This is a genomic window from Elusimicrobium simillimum (assembly GCF_049639735.1).
GTDB classification, from domain to species: Bacteria; Elusimicrobiota; Elusimicrobia; order Elusimicrobiales; family Elusimicrobiaceae; genus Elusimicrobium; species Elusimicrobium simillimum.
Genome location: NZ_JBEVVA010000003.1, coordinates 568,534 through 587,034, shown reverse-complemented (window position 1 = coordinate 587,034; position 18,501 = coordinate 568,534). Strand labels below are relative to the sequence as shown.

The following is an 18,501-nucleotide window of genomic DNA, read 5'->3' as shown; positions in this document are numbered from 1 at the left end:
ATGAGAAAACTGCTTACACTTTCTAAAAAGTTTATGAGGAGCAACAATAAAGTCGCTTTGACTTTATTTTTGCTGTTCTTTATAAGTTTGCTATCAATACTGCAAGACGCGGCGATGTTATTTGTAAAAACATCCAGCATGAAAGTGTTAGAGGGTGTAATTTATTATATACCTGATACAAGAAAGCATTTGTTTTGGTACATAATATCGGTGCCTTTTATATTTGCTTACGCGCTATCAGGCCTGGCGTACCGCACGGTACTGTGGGGCAAAGTAGAGGCGTTTTTCAGAAGGCTGAGAAGAACGCATTTTATGTCTTTGTTTATTATAGCTATGTTTATAATAAACATTTTTATACTGCGCTTTAACATAGCTACGGAGATTGGCTGGGGTTTTATTGTTCTTATATGGCTATTTGCCTATCTTACACCGGTTATATTTGGCACGCATTTAGACTTGGAGTTTGATTTTCTTAAAAGTAAATTCGCCAAGAAAACGCTTTACGTTATAGTTTTGGTTTGCTCAATACTTTATTTGGGCTGGATGTTAAAGCCGTTTATATACAACAAGCTTGTGCTGATGAACGAATACTGGGACATACCCACAACGCCTAAAAACAGCAGTTTAAATTCTAACGATATAGTTAACAAATACAAACTGCTTACATTTCATAAAAAGTACGACATTCTTAACCCCATAGACAACTACAAAGGACATTGCTTAGACGTACCCAAAACACCTGAAGTTGAAAAATATATTGAGTTTTTGGCGGAAAGAGATAAGATGTTTACCACTTTTGCCTATGAGGACGGCAAAGGCCTATGTTTTGCTTTCCCGCCGGCGCAGTATGACAGAGACATGCTTGTATCGTTGTTCTACCCCGCCACACATTTGGAAAAGCATTTCCTCAGGCTTGACATAGCCAACGCCTCGGTCGCGCTGGAAAGGAAGGAAATCTTCCGAAAAACGCCGCAGTTTAAGTTTATAAGAAACAACGGCCTTCAGTTTCAACAGCAAATTTTAAACCGTTGGTATATACACCACCACAACCATCTTTTAGGCGCCGTTAATGAGCTGCACCTGGGCAGGCCTATAAAAGATATTTTTATGCAGTACGGACTGCTCAACGCGGTTTTATTTGAAAAGGTTATGTCCGCCGCCAACTCACTTAACTACGGCACCTACCACAGAATACTGTACAGCTTTTATATAGTTTACTTTGCCATGTTTCTGGCGCTTATTTGGTATATCACGCGTAAAATACAATACCCGGCTATAGCTATGATGGTGTCGCTCACCGGGTTCAACATGCTTACGTACCAATATTTTTATTTAGGCCCCGGCCTTAACCCCGTTAGAAGGCTGTTTGATTTACCGCTTTTCTTTACCTGGTATAAGTATATACAAACGGGCAAAAAATCATTTTTTATAACGTCGCTGCTGCTATGCGTGGTGGCGGTGCTTAATAATACGGAATTTGGGCTTATGCTGACAATCGCGCTTATGGGCAGCGTGTTTGCCAACAATGTTAAAAACTTCCGTACAAAAATTTTTAATTTTGAGACAACGTGCGCTTTGGCAACATTTATATTGATAGCCGCCCTGGTCGTGGTGCTGCAGTACGGCTCGGTCAAAATAACCATGGGCTTTTTGTCCGGCTTATTAGCATTCCCCATACCCGCGCCTGTGATTATAGCGTCTATAATAACCATATTCGCCGCGTACTTTATATTTATGTTTATAAAAAAACAAGATAAAGCGCTGGCGCATTTGTTCCTGCTGGTACTGCTTTATACGCAAGGGCTTTTGATATTCTGGTTTAGAAGTTACGCGCCTTACCACGCTATGCCGTTTATCATGATTTATATGATACTCTTTGTAATAGCGGTAAAAGCGTTTTTTGACAAATATCCAAGGCATGAGACAAAAGCGCTTTTCGCCGTTACCGTGCTTACTATTATCACTTTTGTGTCTTCTATTTACGACTATACTAAGACTATGCGCGCGTTTAACAGGGTTATTAAAAACAACGTAACTTACGAATGGACTTTGCCGGGCACAAACTTTATTTCAACCATGAACCCGGCTTATTTTGAGGACTCGGCCAAACTTATACAAAAGTATACTCCTAATGAAAAAGGCATTTATATAGTGTCTAAATATGACAACTTTATCCCGCTGATATCAGGCCGCTACAGCGCGCTGCCTGTTATTGACCTGCAGTGGTATTTAATAACCCCGCAGGATATGAAAGACGTGGAAGACGCCATAAATAAAGCAAACCCCAAATATGTTTTTGCCGACAAAGACTTTGCTTTCAGGCGTTTTGAGTACGACGCCGTGCACGCAGAATCACCTTTTGGCGCTTTTAATGAGGAGTCCATGTGGAGAGTGCAGCGCCTTAACCAAATGAAAAAACTGTTTAAAAAGGTAACGGCCTGCTACACCCCGGTGGAAAGCAGCACCCTGTTAACGGTATATGAGAAAAAAGATTCTTGCGTTAACTAAATTTAAGTTTTTCAGGTTCATGTGCGTAGGCGTGCTTAACACAATGTTTGGCTACGGTATGTACGCGCTGTTCATATTTTTGGGCATGCATTACACGCTGGCGGTATTGTGTTCCACTTTTTTAGGAATACTGTTTAACTTTAAGACTATCGGCGTATTAGTATTTAAAAACGGGGACAACCGTTTGATATTCAGGTTTTTTGCCGTTTACGGTTTAATATACGCTATAAACGTGTTTTGCTTGAAACTTCTTAAATTACAAGGTTTTCAAAACATGTATATTAACGGCCTCGTACTTGTAATACCTTTGGCTTTACTGTCGTTTACTCTAAATAAATTCTTTGTTTTTGAAAGAGGAAAAAATGAAAATATCTGTAGTAAGCAGCGCTTATAATGAGGAAGAGAACGTTGAGGAACTTTACCAAAGAGTAAAGGAACAGTTTGATAAACTCGGCAAGTACGAATATGAGCAAATTGTGGTTGATAACGCCTCTACAGACGGCACGGCTGACAAACTGCGTGAAATAGCCGCCAAAGACAAAAACTTTAAAGTTATTTTAAACACAAGAAACTTCGGACACATACGTTCACCTTTTTACGCCATACTGCAAGGCAGCGGCGACGCTGTTATTTATATGGTGTCTGACCTGCAGGACCCGCCCGAACTTATACCCCAGTTTATAGAAAAGTGGGAGCAAGGCAACAAAATAGTGCTGGCGCAAAAAACAGAGAGCGAAGAGGGCTTTTTCTTCTCCAAGGTGCGAAAACTTTACTATAAACTTTTAAACATGCTTAATGACTCCGGCGCGGAGCTTACCAAAAACTGCACAGGTTTTGGATTATACGACAAAATAGTAATACAAAAATTCCGCGATATCGAAGACCCTTACCCATATGCCAGGGGTTTGGTGGGCGAGTTTGGTTACCAAAAAGCGCTTATCCCCTTTAAACAGCCGCTTAGAAAACGCGGTTTTACCAAAAATAATTTTTACACGCTTTACGATAACGCCATGATAGGCTTTATCAACCACTCCAAGGTACCGTTAAGATTGGCGGTGTTTCTCGGGTTTGCGCTGGCGGGGTTCAGCTTTGTTATAGGGTGCATTTATTTGGTAGTCAAAATACTGTGGTGGGATATATTCCCCGCGGGCACAGCGCCTATACTTATAGGAGTGTTCTTCCTGGGGTCACTGCAGCTGCTGTTCTTAGGTATTATAGGCGAATATGTGGGCATGATACTGACACAGGTGCTTAAACGCCCGCTGGTAATAGAAAAGGAAAGGATTAATTTTTAATTTTCTTTATAGCAGTTGTACTTCTTTTCGTAATGTTTTCTTCTAAACAGACGCGCTATCTCTATGCGTATAAGCGCTGTAAGCATAACTATCTTTTGGCGCCAGTTAAACATTAAAAACATACTGCCGATTGTTGGCGGATAAAAGCCCAGGCCAAAGCGGCTTTTTTTAAGTTCCCCGCTGATTTGGTGGTAGAAAGAACCGCCGGTGTAGGAAAGCTTGTCAATAAACTCACGTCTTAATTTCTTATCGTTTATCAGCATTATGCTTTGCATATAACCGCCCAGCCAGTGCGTGCTGCAGCGCGGTATGGAAACATCTGAACTGCGGCGGCACACGTCGCTGATTAAATTATCATCCCCCCTTTTAATAAGAGGTTTATCAAGCACCACTATTTTACCTTTATGGTTAATAACCGCGGCAAAGGCGCCCATATGCGGGAATATGCTGCCAATATGCGCTAAAATATTGCACAGCACCTCTTCGTTAATATGCGAGCGCTTGTAGATATTAACCGGCAGGAAAACGGTATTGTGCATTAAATTTGGCAGGTCATCGGCAAACTTAAAGTCGTCCCCCGCTACTATAAGGTCCGCCCCGTCCGCACACGCCTCTTCCAACTGCGGCCAAGACGTCCAGTCATATTTATCATCGTCCGCCAGTACCCACAGGTACTCGTGCGTGCCAACCTCAAAAGACCTGGCAATATTGCCGTTACCGCCAATGTTGCGGGTGTTTCTTATGTATTTGATGTTGGGATATTTGTCCGCGTATTTTTTGCAAACTTCCGGGGTAGAATCTTTGCTGGCATTGTCTAAAATTGTTACGTAAATATCGCGCACGCCCTCGGGGCCGTTTACTATGTATTCCAAAGTTTCTTCTAAATATTTAGCGCGGTTGTAGGTGGGTATTACTATTTCTAAATCTATTTTAGGCATTTTGGCCCCCCAAATACTCTTTAACTTTATTAAATGTTGTTTGCGGAAGTATAGACGACATACAGTCCTTATCACCCAGCTCAAGCGGGCAGGTTTGCATCCAGGTTTTTTTGCTCCACACGCAATCGCCGCAAACTTCTGACTTTATATTTATGTTTGTTTTATAACCCCAGTACTCAATTGTTGTTGGGCCAAACATTACCACGGCTTTTGTGCCTACGTTAAACGCTATGTGCACAATGCCGCTCTCGCTGTCTACGTGCAGCATACTTTTGGCTAAAATATAAGGCAGGTCAGCCACTTTGGTTTGGTTAACTAAAGATACATCCACAAAATCATATTTTACGCTGTTGCCGCCGCCTATTTGTACTACTAAAATATCCGGGAACTCGGCCTTAAACATTTTTACAAATTCACGCCAATGCTCGCGCGGCCACATTCTGGACGGGCGGCCCATCATAACGGTGTCCGTATTCATACCGTCGTGTATTGTGATATATTTTTTGCCCTCAAGGCCTACGCTTTTAAGTATTTCAAAATTTTCTTCTTTTAAGGTTATGGGCGACGGGTTAGCCTGGCTTACGTCCAGCCCCGTGCTCAGCCCCATAGAGCCAAACCTATCCATACCCATGCTCACGCACCAGCGGGCCATAGCACCGTCTAAGTACGGGGTGTTTATTACAACAGGTTCCAGCACTTTTTGCGCGGCAAGGCCTTTGTTTAAAATTGTCTCAAACTCCGGCGCGACGGCTTTTATTCTTTCTAAATTATAATAGTCGTAGTTAAATGTATAACAGCCGCTTATAACAACATCGTAGTGTTTAAGAATGTATTTTCTGCCTATTATCTCGTCAACAAGTTTATCACCGCCATAAACCATTTGCGCTACACCTATATGTTCATGCGCGTAAGTTATATGGGCGGATGGCACGGCGTTGCGCAGCGCAGCCACAAAAATGCGCGACATTATAACGTCGCCTATTCCCCCGCGCACGTGTACAAGCGCACGCAGCTGCGGGCCAAACTGCGGCGCTTTGGCCTTAAGACCCCAGGTAAATTGTTTAAATTTATTTTTAAAATCTTTACGGGCTTTGCTGGCACGCACCGCCGCCCTTATCAGGCGCGAGTTGCGGCCCGAAGACTCCATAAAGCCCTGTAATTTTAAAAAATCTAATCTGAATTTGTTGTCCTGTGCGCTCATTGCTGACTCTCCGTTATGTTATAATCTATGATACAAAATAAGAGGCGTTTATCACATGACCACCTGGAACCCATGGCACGGCTGCCAAAAGCTTAGCGAAGGCTGTAAAAACTGTTATGTTTACCGTATAGACGCGTACCACGGTAAAGATGCCTCCGTAGTGGCCAAAACCCAAATGTTTAACCTGCCGGTAAAAAGAACACGCTCACGCGAGTATAAAGTGCTGTCGGGGACCCTGGTATACACCTGTTTCACGTCAGACTTTTTTTTGCCGCAGGCGGACCAGTGGCGTAAAGAAGCGTGGGAAATGATAAAAATAAGACGTGACCTTCAATTCTTTATGATAACCAAACGCATAGACCGCCTGCACGTTAACCTGCCGGCCGACTGGGGCGATGGCTACGACAATGTAACAATAGCCTGCACCGTAGAAAACCAACAAATGGCCGACTACCGCATTCCCATATACCGGGCCGCCCCCATAAAAACAAAGGTGCTTGTATGCGCGCCGCTGCTGGGCCCCATAGACCTGCGCCCGTATTTGGGCGACTGGCTGGAGGAAGTATCCGTAGGCGGAGAGTCCGGCAAAAGGGCCAGAACATGTAATTTTGAATGGGTGCTGGATATAAGGCAGCAGTGTGTGGACGCGGGCATACCTTTTGGTTTTAGGCAGACGGGAACATCCTTTTTAAAAGACGGCAAGACTTATACTATCCCCAAAAAGCTGGAACATATACAGGCCAAAAAAGCGGGGATAGACTTTGAGTAGTTATTTAATTTCTTTAAGTTGTTTACTTATTTCCAACCACAGTTTTATAATATCGTCACTGCCTACATTGTTGGGCTGAAACACCAGGTAATCTGCGGGGCGGTTGGCATATGCGCCGGCGCCGCCTTGCCCTTGCGGTACTATTTTTAACACAGCGGTTTTATCTGTTGTATATTTATTGTAAAGGTAATTTTCAAAATACAGCGTTTTAGAATTATCTTCCTCACTTACAAAATGTCTGGGCGGCGCTACCGATATATCCACTTCTTTATCGGTCTTACGGTTATACCACTTGCCGCCGTGGTTAATAACGCTTACAATTTTTTTATCAGGCATAAAAGCGGCGGCAATATCGGTAAGAGTGACGGAAGACACTACGTTGCCGTACGCCACATGCATGGCCCCGCCAAAAAATACCGCTTTACTCTTTTTAGGCATTTTAGATTTTATTTCTTTAAAAATTGCTTTATTTCTTATCGTCATACCTTCTGGGGAGGTAGTGCAAAAATCGGTCCCCGCGACACATCTGGTAAGTTTGCCGTTAATCTTTTTTTCAGTAACGCCAAGGTCAACGGCTTTTACTATAACACCGTCACTCATCAGGTCGCATATTATAAAGCCCATGGCCTCGTTTTTGCCCATCTTTTTTTCAATATAACGGCGGCAAATGCGCTCACGCTGAGCGTCGCTAAAAGCGAGGTCAAGCATTTCTTCCATATTATCTAAAGCTTCTTTATTTTCTGTTTTGTCAAACTCGTAAAATATGTGGGTGACTTTGGGTTTTTTGTTTTTCTCCGCCCAGCGGTTGTACATTTTTATATGCAGCATGGCGGCGTAGGGGCCGGCCTTAAAAGAGTGGTCTTCGCCAAAAAAGATAAGGTCGTGCTGTTCTATAAGGTTAATATAAAACTTTGCTTCCTGCGCTAAATCAACATGCACGGCGTTAGCGTCAAAATAATTTTTCACCTCGTCCTCAGCGCCAAAATACCATGGCTGCGCACTGGCCGGGATGGCAATTGGCACGGCGGCGGGCGCGGCTGACGCGGCCGATATTTTTTGTTTAACAATATCGTCCAGGTTTTGGGCCTGGCACAGTGACGCCGCCCCAAACAAAATAGCTAATATGCCCACAAAGTGTTTCATATACTTGCTATATTAACGCAAAGTAACCCATAATGCCAGGGCCATAAGACCTATATTGGCGCTGGGCCCTATGGTCCCGGGGGCTATTTTGTATAAAGAGACAGAATTTAGTAAAATATATTATCGCAGTAAAAATAACACAATTTTTGGAGAGATGGCCGAGTGGTTTAAGGCGCTTGTCTTGAAAACAAGTGTAGGGGAGACTCTACCGTGGGTTCGAATCCCACTCTCTCCGTTTTTTCTTCGGATTTTGAGCGTCTTTGAATTTTTCCCTACGCTCGGATATTCGGGCTCCCGCCGCTCACGATATACCTCACTCCGGGAAAAATTCAAATCCATCTCAAAATCCTGTGAAAAAGTATTCATAGAATATTGCTGTCATAACTACGCACACCGCCAGATTTAAAACGCTATTCACTTTTTACAAAAATCCCCGGCGAACAAATTGTCCGCCGGGGATTTTTTATTTATGTAAGTTAGTATTAAACGGTACTAATTCATTATGTAATACACTTTGCCGTCGCCGCCGGTAAAATCTATGTTGCTGCTGAATGTTTTACAGACAGACGTGCCCATCTTATTTGTTTGAGGGTGCGCCACGCACCATTGTTTATTACTGAAACCCTGAAATTCCTGTGAACGCAGATGGAACTCAAACTCCGGCCAGGAAGAGTTGCTTATCTCGGCGTGGCATGTTCTTTGTCCGCCGCAGCGGTAGCGGTAATTTTTAGCTTTCTGCGCGTCGCTCATGTGTTCCCATAACCTGTTTTCAGGTATGGTTATATCCAAATCTTCCAAATTATCCGTGTATTCATCATTGGCAAGATAGTACCTTTCCTGGGCGTCAACTATGGCCTTTAGCATTGTAACGGCTTCCGCCGCCCTTGACTTGGCCACCACGCGCTGGTACTGCGGCAGCGCTATAGCGGCTAAAATGCCTATAATCAGAACAACTACCAACAATTCTATTAATGTAAAACCTTTTCTCATATTTATATAGTATATAAAACTAGAAAAAGTGTCTATACTTATATTTACCCGCAGCCCTTTAACACCAATATAATTTGCAAATTAAAAGATATTTAGGTATAGTTAATATTGTTAGACAATACTAACATTGTACATCTAAATAAGTGTTTTTGCAAACAAGGAGAGCTTACATGAGTAAAGTATCAATTATATATTGGAGCGGCACGGGTAATACGGAAATTATGGCAAACAGCATTGCCGAGGGCGCCAAACAAGCCGGGGCCGATGTAAAAATTTCTAAGGTAGCCGACGCGGCGCCTGACTTTATTACAAGTGACGTTATTGTACTCGGCTGCCCGTCCATGGGGTCCGAGGTGCTGGAAGAAAGTGAGATGGAACCCTTTATGGCTATGCTGGAGCCTAATTTAGCAGGTAAAAAAGTAGCGTTGTTTGGCTCTTATGACTGGGGTGACGGACAGTGGATGAGAGACTGGCAGGACAGAATTAAGGCCGCCGGGGCAACACTTATGGAAGACGGGCTTACCATCAACATGACGCCGGACGGCGACGGTATGGCTAAATGTCAAGAATACGGCAAAAGAATAGCGGCGTTTTAATAATGCCGCCCAGCCGTACGGCCGCATTAATAAGATGAATTTTGAAAGTAGTTATTTTAATAAAGTAAAAATATTCAAAATTCTTTTATGTGAAAAAATCCCCCGGCATAACCGGGGGATTTTTATTTTATATTGCTAAACTAATTTTTTTATGTTTTCTATTCTGTCACCCTCAAGCAAAGTTACAAGCGGCAGGTCTATAACGGTGTAGGCGCCCGGGGGCATGCGCAGCGCGGCGCGCGCGCAGGCAACCATAACATAAGCTGTGGTCTGCGGGTTATTTACCGTCATAACAAACTTGGCTTTTGTGTCCCCCTCTTCCATTTCCACCATGCCGCCGTGGTTGGCGTTTTTATACGGGGCAATATCCTCTACAACTTCAACTTCCAGCTCATCATGGGCAAAGTATTTGTCCGCTTTCATATTTGTGTAAACTTGTTCTTTTGTTTGCGTACCGTCCAGCACAACATAAACATGGCGCTTATGCTTACCCATGCCAAGCGGCAAGGTAATGGAAACCGCGTCCGCCACGCCTTTAACGCCGCGCGCTACAACGCTGTGCCCCATGGACATGCCCGGGCCAAAGCTGGTGTAAATCTTTGCCCTTGGGTTTAAAGCTGTAAATATCGTGCGAATCATACTATCTGACCCGGGGTCCCACCCGGCAGAAACAACGCAAGCCGCGTTGTTTGATTTTGCTACAGGGTCCAGCATTTCCACAGCGTCCGCAATCTGGTCATGTATATCAAAACTGTCCGCCACGCTTATGCCACGCTCAAGATAAAACTTGGCGGTTTCAGGCATTATTTTAGAAGGTACGCATAAAATGACCACATCGGGCTTAACGGGCAACTGTTCAAGGCCGGCATATTGTTTAACGCCCTCAAAATCCCCCGCCGCCTCTCTCCTTATAATACCCACGCATTCAAAATCCGTAGACTGTTGTAACGCGCGCACTGTATATTTGCCTGTATTACCCAGGCCCACAACGGCTGCTTTCTTTTTCATAGAAATTCCTTTAATTAAATTTATAATTAATTTTAGCAAAAATGAATATAATAGACGTAGGGGGATTATAATGGGTAAAAACAGACGGGAGTTATTTAAAAAAATTGTGCCGACGGTTTCACACATGGTGCTTTATTTTTTTATGTACTCAATAATAGGCTGGCTGTGGGAAACGGTGTACTGCTCAATGAGTGACGGGCAGTTTGTTTTCCGCGGTTTTTTATACGGACCGTATTGCCCTGTGTACGGGGTTGGAGTATTGTCGGTGCTATATTTTTTACAGCCTTATGTAACCAAAAATGTCTTTGTTTTATTTTTACTTTCCGCTTTTATAGTCAGCGTGTTGGAATATTATACCGGCTGGGGGCTGGAGAAATTTTTTCATTTAAGGCTGTGGGATTACAGCAGGTATTTTTTAAATATAGACGGGTTGGTATGCCTGCCCGTTTCCACTTTTTGGGGCGTGTGCTGCGTGATAATTGTTAAATTTATCCACCCAAAGGTTGCGGCGGCGGTTAACGCGCTTTACGCAAAATTCGGTCCCGGTGTGAGCACATTTATAATTTTTATGATGGGCACCGACCTGGCGTTAAGCGTGCTAAAAGCTTTAGAAAATATGGGCAAAATAAAAGCCTCTTTTTAGGAGGCTTTTATTTTTAAACTGTTTTCTTTTCCACTAAATATTTATTAAGCTTTTCAAACATAGCCTCTATATTTATGGGTTTACCCAGGTGGTCGTTCATACCGGCGGCGATACACTTTTCTATATCTTCCACAAATACGTTTGCCGTCATGGCTATTATGGGTATAGTACCGGCCTCAGGCACGCTTAAAGAACGTATTATTCTAGTGGCGGTAAAACCATCCATCTCAGGCATTTGAATATCCATAATAATAGCGTCATATTTAGCCGGCGCATCGGTAAACATTTCCACCGCTTCCACGCCGTTTACGGCAAAGTCTATTTTAACGTGCGTTTCCTCTAGCAGCGCTTCTATAATTTCCCTGTTAATGTCCACGTCTTCGGCTATAAGCAGGCGCACGCCGGTAAGGTCGGGCGCTTGCTGCGCGGTGTCGGCCGCTTTTTTATGTGAATCTTTAACAATGCCAGAAAGACGCTCATTAATAGCGTTAATAAGCGCGGAGGGGAACAGCGGCTTGGGCACAAAGCCAGCCACACCGGCCTTTTTGGCTTGTTCTTCAATCTCACTCCAGGCCGACATTGATATCATGATAACGACAGGCTTGTTTTCATCCTCAAGATCTTTTATTTTTTTGGTAAGTTCTATGCCGTCCATGCCGGGCATCATCCAATCTACAAATATTATGTTGTATGGAGTGCTTTTGTTTTTCTCTATAAGTTCAAGCGCCTCGGCGCCGCTGGCCGCGACGTCGCACTTAATAGAAAAAAGCTCCATTATATTGGTAAAATATTCTCTTATTTCCTCAGCGTCGTCCACCGCCAGTATGCGCAGGTTGTCAATATTAATATCCTCGTTTAACTTAGCTACGGCGTGGCTTTTGCCTTTGCCGGCTTTAATTGTAAAAATAAATTCAGAACCTTTTGCATACTCTGAACGCACCTCAATATTGCCGTCCATAAGCTCAACAATGCGTTTAGAAATTACCAGCCCTAAACCAGTGCCGCCAAATTTGCGCGATATGCTGCCGTCCGCCTGCTCAAACGAGCGGAACAGCTTGGCGCTTTGCTCCGGCGTAAGGCCTATGCCGGAATCTTTAACTGATACCTGCAATGTAATCTTGTTATCTTCGTCCGCTATTTTTCTTACATTAAGCTCAATACTGCCGTTTTCAGGAGTAAATTTGGACGCGTTGGTAAGTAAATTAAGCACAACTTGTTTAAGACGCATTTCGTCGCTGATAATTGTCTGCGGCACGCTGCGGTCTATTCTTAACACAAAGTTTTGTTTTTTCTCGTCTATGCGGAAGTTGACCACGTTGGTAACGTCAAAAAGCATCTTTTCAATATCAAATTCCTCATTAGAAAGTTCCAGTTTGTTTGCTTCAATTTTTGACACGTCTAAAATGTCGTTAATAATACCAAGCAAATGTGTGGAGGCGGTGTCTATTTTCTCAAGGCAATAGTCTTTCTTTTCTATATCCTTAGAAGCCTTTGCTATGCTGGACATACCCATAACCGCGTTTATCGGCGTGCGGATCTCATGGCTCATGCGTGAGAGAAAATCCCCTTTGGCCGAACTTGCCTGTTCGGCCGTTTCTTTGGCTTTTCTAAGTTCTTCTTCCATTTGTTTGGCTTTGGTAATGTCTGTGGCTATGCTGCCCATTTCCATATCGTCGCCCTCGCCTATTGTGAACGCTACAAAGGACATTATTTTCTTTTCGCCGGTTTTGGTAATAAGCGGCGCTTCAAACTCATAATCGCCGTATTTAAGAATATTGGGTATAAAATCACTGTCCCATTTGTCGCTGGTGGCGTTATCGTAAAGTATAGACGCGCCGCCCTTTTCAAGCTCCTGCGCGCTGTAGCCTGTTATGGCAAGCGTGGCGGGGTTATAATATGAAAACATACCGTTTTTATCAAAACTCGCCACATACTGTGAAGTTCTGCCCGCTATACGCGACATTTTTACAAGAGTCTTTTCCACTTCCTGCCTGGCCATAACGCCAGAAAGCATACCCGCCACCAGGCGGCCTATATATTTGTCGCCGTCAGTCCAGCGGCGCACACTGGTAGAGTCCAAAGCCAGAGTGCCCCAAACCTCATCCGCTATAATAAGCGGGAAAACCATAAAAGCTTTTAGACTAAGGTCCTCAATTTCATGTTTGTATTTAACAGGGTCAACCGAGGTATCCTCCATAAAAATACCCGTGGAACAAGCGGTGACAAAAGCGTCGTACATAACGTCGCCTTCTTTAAAAGAAAAAGTAGTGTCTTTTTCCAACACTTTTGTAGCTTCCGGCCCCAGCCATTTGGCCAGATGGCGCATGGTGTGGGTTTCTCTGTCACATTTATATAGGTTTACGTTGCCTACTTTGAGAAACTCGCCCGTAAGTTTTAACGCGGTAGAAATTTGTTGTGAAGTCTCCTCTTTTGTAAGAAAATTTCTGGAAACATCAATAATAAATTTTTGCTGCGCCAGGCGCTGTTTTAGGGCATCTTCCTCAGTCTTTAAGTTTGTGATATCCATGGAGTTTTGTAAATGCACCATACGCCCGTCAGGCCAGGGGATAAGAGTATCGGTATTTCTGTAATGCTTGGCTGTTACGGTGTTTTCCTCTTCCCATACCAAAGTCTGGTCGGGGTGCTCTTTAAGCTTTGTGTTAGGGCAGAAGGCACATCTTTCCGTGAAATCTTTTTGAAATGTTTTCCAGCATACGCTGCCAACACCTTCCCCTTCTTTAAGGTTAAACGCCTGACGCATTTTGTCATTAATAAACAAAACTTCGTCGGTGTCCGGGTCGGAGACATAGATAAGAGAGTCTATACTGTTTAAAATAGTTTGAAAGCTGGCTATGGCCTGCTGCGTCTTTTTTTCCTCGGCGGGTTTGGCGGCGAAATGTCTTATTAAAAGCACCGCCACAATGCCCATAAAGGCGGATATTACAAAAAACAATAAAGAGGCTTTTAGCATTAACGCCGCGTCAGGCGTTATATACACGGAAAATACAAAAGTAAAAATAGCCGTGCAAATCAGCAACGCTACTGAAAGCAAAAATACAGCTAAAAATTTTAAAGAAAAACTATTATCTTGCGGGGTATTGTGATGCATGACGGGTCTCCAGCATGAAAGATGTATATATATCTACATCATATAAAATTATAATCATTTATCCATACAGCACCGCATACCAAGCGCCAAATAATGCTTTGTTGACTGGATTGGGCTATTAAGGCATAATATAAAAGATATATTTTAGTCTTTAAATAACACCCCTTGTTGCACTGTTAAAGGCTACATTCCAACCTTACATATAGAGAGTGATTTATGAAAAAAACAGCAGTTTTATTTGCCGCGGCCTTAATATTTTTAGGCGCAGTCCACATGCTTAGCGGCAAAATGGCCTACCACACAAAATATTCCCAAAGCATAAGCGGCGTAAATTATGACAGCAGCTCCGCAGATAAACAACTCTCAACTCCCAAAGAATTTACCGTAAAATACACTCCTAAAGAAAATGAAATTAAAACCATAGATATAGATTTTAAGTTTAAGATTGACCGCGTCGCGCAGTGGGACAACCTGTTCCAAACGGCGGACGCAAACAACGGTATAAGGATGGAATTTAACACCGCAGGCGGCGGCGGGCTTGTATTTAAAGACGCCCAGGCAGGCCTGGTGGGCGCCCATTTGGGTATTTTTCAACCGGGTGTTTTTTACACCGTAAAAATACAAAAAGCCGCCGGACAAGCGGTAAAAGTGTGGGTAAACGGCGTTGTTACGGACACAAAATATAACCAAAATATTTTTGAGGTTAATAAAGTTGTTGTCGGCCGCGGTTTTAATAACGAACGCGTGTTTAACGGCGCAATAGAAAATTTTTCTCTAAATTATAATGTTATAGGCAAGAGAAACCCTTTAATATTTACGGTTCTTAAAGTCATTTTTGGGCTGTTATCTGCTGTGTTTGGCATAATACTGCTTGCGCAAGCCACATTTTGGGGCAAAGCCAGGTTTGCCCGCGCCACCCAAGAAGAGAAAAATATTTTTAAATATGCTCTGCTTGCGCTGCTTGTATTGGGGGCCGCTCTGGTGTTTTTACAATATACAAAGTATATGACAAATATACGCATAGCAAACCAGCGCGGGGTATATGACCCGGTTGCCTCAACCACGGCAAATGTTAAAACCAAAGGTTTTAGACGCGCGGTTGAAATAACGGCGGACTTTTATTTTGCCACGCCTAAAGCGCAGTATGAAAATTTGTTCCAAACCGCTGACGCTAACGACGGTTTAAGGGCGGAATTTTCTACAAATCTAACAGGTTCTTGGGGTATAGTCGCGCCCGGCAAAGATGCGGGCGCCTTACAGGTGGTTGGCCCCTTCTTTTGGCCAAAGTTAAACGCGTGGCATAAAATTAAAATAAAAACGCTTGAAAACAAAATAGAAGTTTATCTGGACGGCACACTGCTTGCCAGAACAACCCTTGCCCAGCCCGATTTTGCCGTCAACAATATAGCCGCCGGTACAGGATTTTCTAAGATGAGGCCCTTTGGCGGCGAGGTAAAAAACTTTAAAGTAAGAGTGTATAAAGATAATGAGGTTGAACGCCATTTTTATACCGTTTTTGTACAGGTATTGCTTTTACTTATAACGGGCCTGGTTATTAAAGTTAAAAAGATTTCTTTTAAAGCGGTTTTGGCATACGCTAAAACACTGCCGCCTTCCGGCTGGAAAGGGTACGCGCGGTACCTTGCGGGCGCGGTGTTGTTGGCCGCGGCTTATTATATATTTTATAAATATGCCTTTGCCGCTTTGGCTTATTACAAAATACTTTACATAGAATGTTTTATTATAGGCCTTTTGGCGTTATGGTTTGTGTGGCAGAAAATACAGGCCGGGGACTTTTTAAAAGTGCTTTTACTTGCCGCCGTGCTTACCATGCTTAAGTCTTATTATATTAATGTTTCTTTTATGGGCGTCGCGTCTAATATATTTACAATGTTCTTTGCTGTTTTCATTCTTAAACTGCTTATTTCTAAATTGCCGGGAGTTTGGGCCAAAGTTGGCGCGGTTACGGCGACAGTTTGCGCCACGCTGTCAATGTCAGTGCTTGTTATAGGCGCCGGGTATTTAAGTAAACTTAAAACCAAAACCCTCTTTAGAGAGGAGCTGCTGGCCATATTTCAAACTAACTTTAAGGAGGCTAATGGTTTTCTTACCTCTTTCTTTACTTCGGCGGAGCTGGCCGTTTTGGCAGCGTGCTGCTTGGCTATAGGTATATTATTCTATTTTGTACTTCACAACAAAATGCGTTTGGCAAAGAAAAAATTATATTTTGGCGGGGTGCTGTTTATGGTTATGGCTTTTTTTATATATTTTGCCGGCGCCGGGCAAAGTATTTATACCCCTTTTGTTATAACCGCCCAGCAATATAAAAAACAAATTAATGATCTTAAACATTACCAAAAGCTACGCTCGCAAAACAATGACATAACGGCGCTAAAAAAAGAAAAAGGCGAAACTTACGTAGTGGTTATCGGCGAAAGCGCCAACAAACGCCACCTCAGCGCTTATGGTTATTTTAGAGATACAACCCCGTGGCTTAAGTCTTTCAGAGGCAATTCTAACGCAGTGTTTTTAGAAAATGCTTACGCCAGTTTTGTGCACACGGTACCGTCGCTTTTAAAAGTGCTTACTGCGGCAAACCAATATAATAAAGGCAATGATTTTGTGGAGCCGTCTTTAATTGAAGTGGCGCAAAAAGCGGGTTTTAAAGTTTACTGGTTTAGCAGCCAAAATAAGCTTGGCCTGGTGGACAACCCGCTTGCCGCCATAGCCGAACAGGCGGATGTGGTAAAATTTACGCCCAGGATGGAGCACGACGAAAAACTGCTGCCGCTATTGGAAGATAATTTTAAAGACTTAGACCCCGAAGGTAACAACCTTGTTTTTGTTAATATAATGGGCTCTCACGCGCCCTATGACGCGCGCGTACCGCAAGATTTTAAGGTTGATTTCCCGCAGCAAGGCATAGAGTATATTGGCAACGCGGCTTTAAATAAAGAGTTTATGCAAACTTTGTTAAACCCGTATGATTTATCCATAAGATACTCTGATGACAACCTGAAAAATATTTATAATTTTTTTAAAACAAAAACGCCCGATTTAAGCGCGTTTATCTATATGCCTGACCATGGGGAAGACGTGTTTAACGAAAAGTTTCATAACGCTTCTATATTTACCTACGACATGGCCCGCGTGCCGTTCTTTATGCTGTTTTCTGACGTGTACGCGCAGCGTTACCCAGGCAAAATAACCGCTCTTAAAAACAATAGCGCGCGTGTGTTTACGCTGGACTTATTTTTTGAGCTTATGCTTGGTCTGGCTGGCATTAACAGTAACATGGAGAACTGCTCCGAAGACCTGTCTTGCAAAGACTATTCTTTAACCTGGGACAAAGCTGTTACACTTTATACTGACGAGGGATTCCAAAAACAGCTTTATTCTAAAACAGACGCCATGCCGCTGTCGGCTGACCCGCTGTTTATAAAAACAGAAAATATACGCAAGTTAAACAACCTGTACAGCGCGGACTTTTTGTCTGTGGCTATGGATTCAGTAGGTTCAGCTATAGAAGCGGCGGAGCAAGGTTTAAAAGGTATTGAGGTAAACGTTTCCGTAGTGGACGGCGCCATCAAAATAGGCCACGGCCCCCAGCATATTTATGATATAACGCTGGAAGAATATTTGGCGCAAATCCCGCAGGAAAAACTCAGCCGTATATGGTTAGACATGAAAATGTTGGAAGAAAAAGATATTGACAATGTGCTTCAAACATTAAACAAACTTGACGCTAAATATAACATTAAAGGCAAAGTACTTTTGGAAAACACACTGCTCAGCCCACAGATGAAAAAGTTTAGCCAAGCCGGCTGGAATACACTTTTTTATATGTATTTTCAAGTTGCGCTTAACGATGAGAACAGAGGCTTTTCGTCTGATATAAACAAACTTATTAAAAAGCCGACACTTACCCCGCAGGAAGAACGTGAGATTAAAGAGTTTGCGGCCTCCGTGGTGAAAATGGTGAAAGAGCAGGAATCAACAGGTCTTTCTTTCCTGTACGACTTTTACCCTTTTGTTAAAAAGTATGTAGAGCCAAACCTTCCTAAAAATGTTGGGTACCATACTTTTGGCGTGCCGGGTATGCCGTCTGTATACGATAAAGACATGATATCCAAACTTGAGGCTATGAATATGCCTGAGCTTAAAGATAAGCGTGTTAAAACGGTACTCTTTTCCACAGGGTCCACATTTCAGGTAATACTGTAATTTTTGCTTAAAAAGGCCGCCCTCCGTAATTACGCGGAGGGCGGCCTTTTTAATTGATTGATTTGTTATAATTTAAA

At 43.0% G+C, this 18,501-nt stretch carries 13 protein-coding genes and 1 tRNA gene; 8 read left to right on the top strand and 6 right to left on the bottom strand.

Annotated features, from left to right (window positions below; translation table 11 throughout):
* From AAIR98_RS03455 to AAIR98_RS03445, 3 genes are read left to right on the top strand one after another with little or no spacing between them, the layout of a single operon-like run.
* Complete coding sequence (locus AAIR98_RS03455) at nt 1-2,508, top strand: hypothetical protein (protein ID WP_423970859.1); 2,508 nt, start codon at nt 1-3, stop codon at nt 2,506-2,508.
* On the top strand, nt 2,480-2,902 hold the full coding sequence (locus AAIR98_RS03450; protein ID WP_423970858.1) for a GtrA family protein: 423 nt from the start codon (nt 2,480-2,482) through the stop codon (nt 2,900-2,902). The genes AAIR98_RS03455 and AAIR98_RS03450 overlap by 29 nt, the downstream gene beginning before the upstream one ends.
* The gene (locus tag AAIR98_RS03445; RefSeq protein ID WP_423970857.1) at nt 2,871-3,803 is read left to right on the top strand and encodes a glycosyltransferase family 2 protein; all 933 of its coding nucleotides are present in this window, start codon (nt 2,871-2,873) and stop codon (nt 3,801-3,803) included. The genes AAIR98_RS03450 and AAIR98_RS03445 overlap by 32 nt, the downstream gene beginning before the upstream one ends.
* On the opposite strand, the gene AAIR98_RS03440 is transcribed toward AAIR98_RS03445, so the two are convergent.
* Nucleotides 3,800-4,741 carry a glycosyltransferase family 2 protein gene (locus AAIR98_RS03440; RefSeq protein WP_423970856.1) on the bottom strand — a complete coding sequence of 314 codons (942 nt, stop codon included), beginning with the start codon at nt 4,739-4,741 and terminating at the stop codon, nt 3,800-3,802. The two genes, AAIR98_RS03445 and AAIR98_RS03440, sit on opposite strands and share 4 nt — an antisense overlap.
* On the bottom strand, nt 4,734-5,942 hold the full coding sequence (locus tag AAIR98_RS03435) for a glycosyltransferase family 9 protein (protein ID WP_423970855.1): 1,209 nt from the start codon (nt 5,940-5,942) through the stop codon (nt 4,734-4,736). The genes AAIR98_RS03440 and AAIR98_RS03435 overlap by 8 nt, the downstream gene beginning before the upstream one ends.
* Before the next feature lie 55 nt (nt 5,943-5,997).
* Between AAIR98_RS03435 and AAIR98_RS03430 the strand changes: the two genes are divergently transcribed.
* Nucleotides 5,998-6,711 (top strand): DUF5131 family protein, encoded by a 714-nt coding sequence (locus AAIR98_RS03430; RefSeq protein ID WP_423970854.1) that lies wholly within the window; start codon nt 5,998-6,000, stop codon nt 6,709-6,711.
* On the opposite strand, the gene AAIR98_RS03425 is transcribed toward AAIR98_RS03430, so the two are convergent.
* Nucleotides 6,712-7,854 carry a hypothetical protein gene (locus tag AAIR98_RS03425; protein ID WP_423970853.1) on the bottom strand — a complete coding sequence of 381 codons (1,143 nt, stop codon included), beginning with the start codon at nt 7,852-7,854 and terminating at the stop codon, nt 6,712-6,714.
* Between the two features lie 148 nt (nt 7,855-8,002).
* Here AAIR98_RS03425 and AAIR98_RS03420 point away from each other — a divergent pair.
* Nucleotides 8,003-8,089, top strand: a tRNA-Ser gene (locus AAIR98_RS03420).
* Between the two features lie 257 nt (nt 8,090-8,346).
* On the opposite strand, the gene AAIR98_RS03415 is transcribed toward AAIR98_RS03420, so the two are convergent.
* Nucleotides 8,347-8,844: a type IV pilin protein gene (locus AAIR98_RS03415; RefSeq protein WP_423970852.1), complete on the bottom strand. Its 498-nt coding sequence runs from the start codon at nt 8,842-8,844 to the stop codon at nt 8,347-8,349.
* A gap of 170 nt (nt 8,845-9,014) precedes the next feature.
* On the opposite strand from AAIR98_RS03415, the gene AAIR98_RS03410 reads away from it, so the two are divergent.
* Nucleotides 9,015-9,440, top strand: a complete 426-nt coding sequence (locus AAIR98_RS03410) for a flavodoxin (RefSeq protein ID WP_423970851.1) — start codon at nt 9,015-9,017, stop codon at nt 9,438-9,440.
* A gap of 135 nt (nt 9,441-9,575) precedes the next feature.
* On the opposite strand, the gene AAIR98_RS03405 is transcribed toward AAIR98_RS03410, so the two are convergent.
* Nucleotides 9,576-10,448 carry a diaminopimelate dehydrogenase gene (locus AAIR98_RS03405; protein WP_423970850.1) on the bottom strand — a complete coding sequence of 291 codons (873 nt, stop codon included), beginning with the start codon at nt 10,446-10,448 and terminating at the stop codon, nt 9,576-9,578.
* A 70-nt stretch (nt 10,449-10,518) separates the two neighbouring features.
* Between AAIR98_RS03405 and AAIR98_RS03400 the strand changes: the two genes are divergently transcribed.
* A complete protein-coding gene (locus AAIR98_RS03400; protein ID WP_423970849.1) occupies nt 10,519-11,091 on the top strand; it encodes a putative ABC transporter permease in 573 nt (190 codons plus the stop codon).
* 13 nt (nt 11,092-11,104) lie between these two features.
* On the opposite strand, the gene AAIR98_RS03395 is transcribed toward AAIR98_RS03400, so the two are convergent.
* Entirely contained in the window at nt 11,105-14,200 is a 3,096-nt protein-coding gene (locus tag AAIR98_RS03395; protein ID WP_423970848.1) for a response regulator, read from the bottom strand.
* A 216-nt stretch (nt 14,201-14,416) separates the two neighbouring features.
* Here AAIR98_RS03395 and AAIR98_RS03390 point away from each other — a divergent pair, with 216 nt between their 5' ends.
* Entirely contained in the window at nt 14,417-18,424 is a 4,008-nt protein-coding gene (locus AAIR98_RS03390; protein WP_423970847.1) for a sulfatase-like hydrolase/transferase, read from the top strand.
* Nucleotides 18,425-18,501 lie beyond the last annotated feature (77 nt).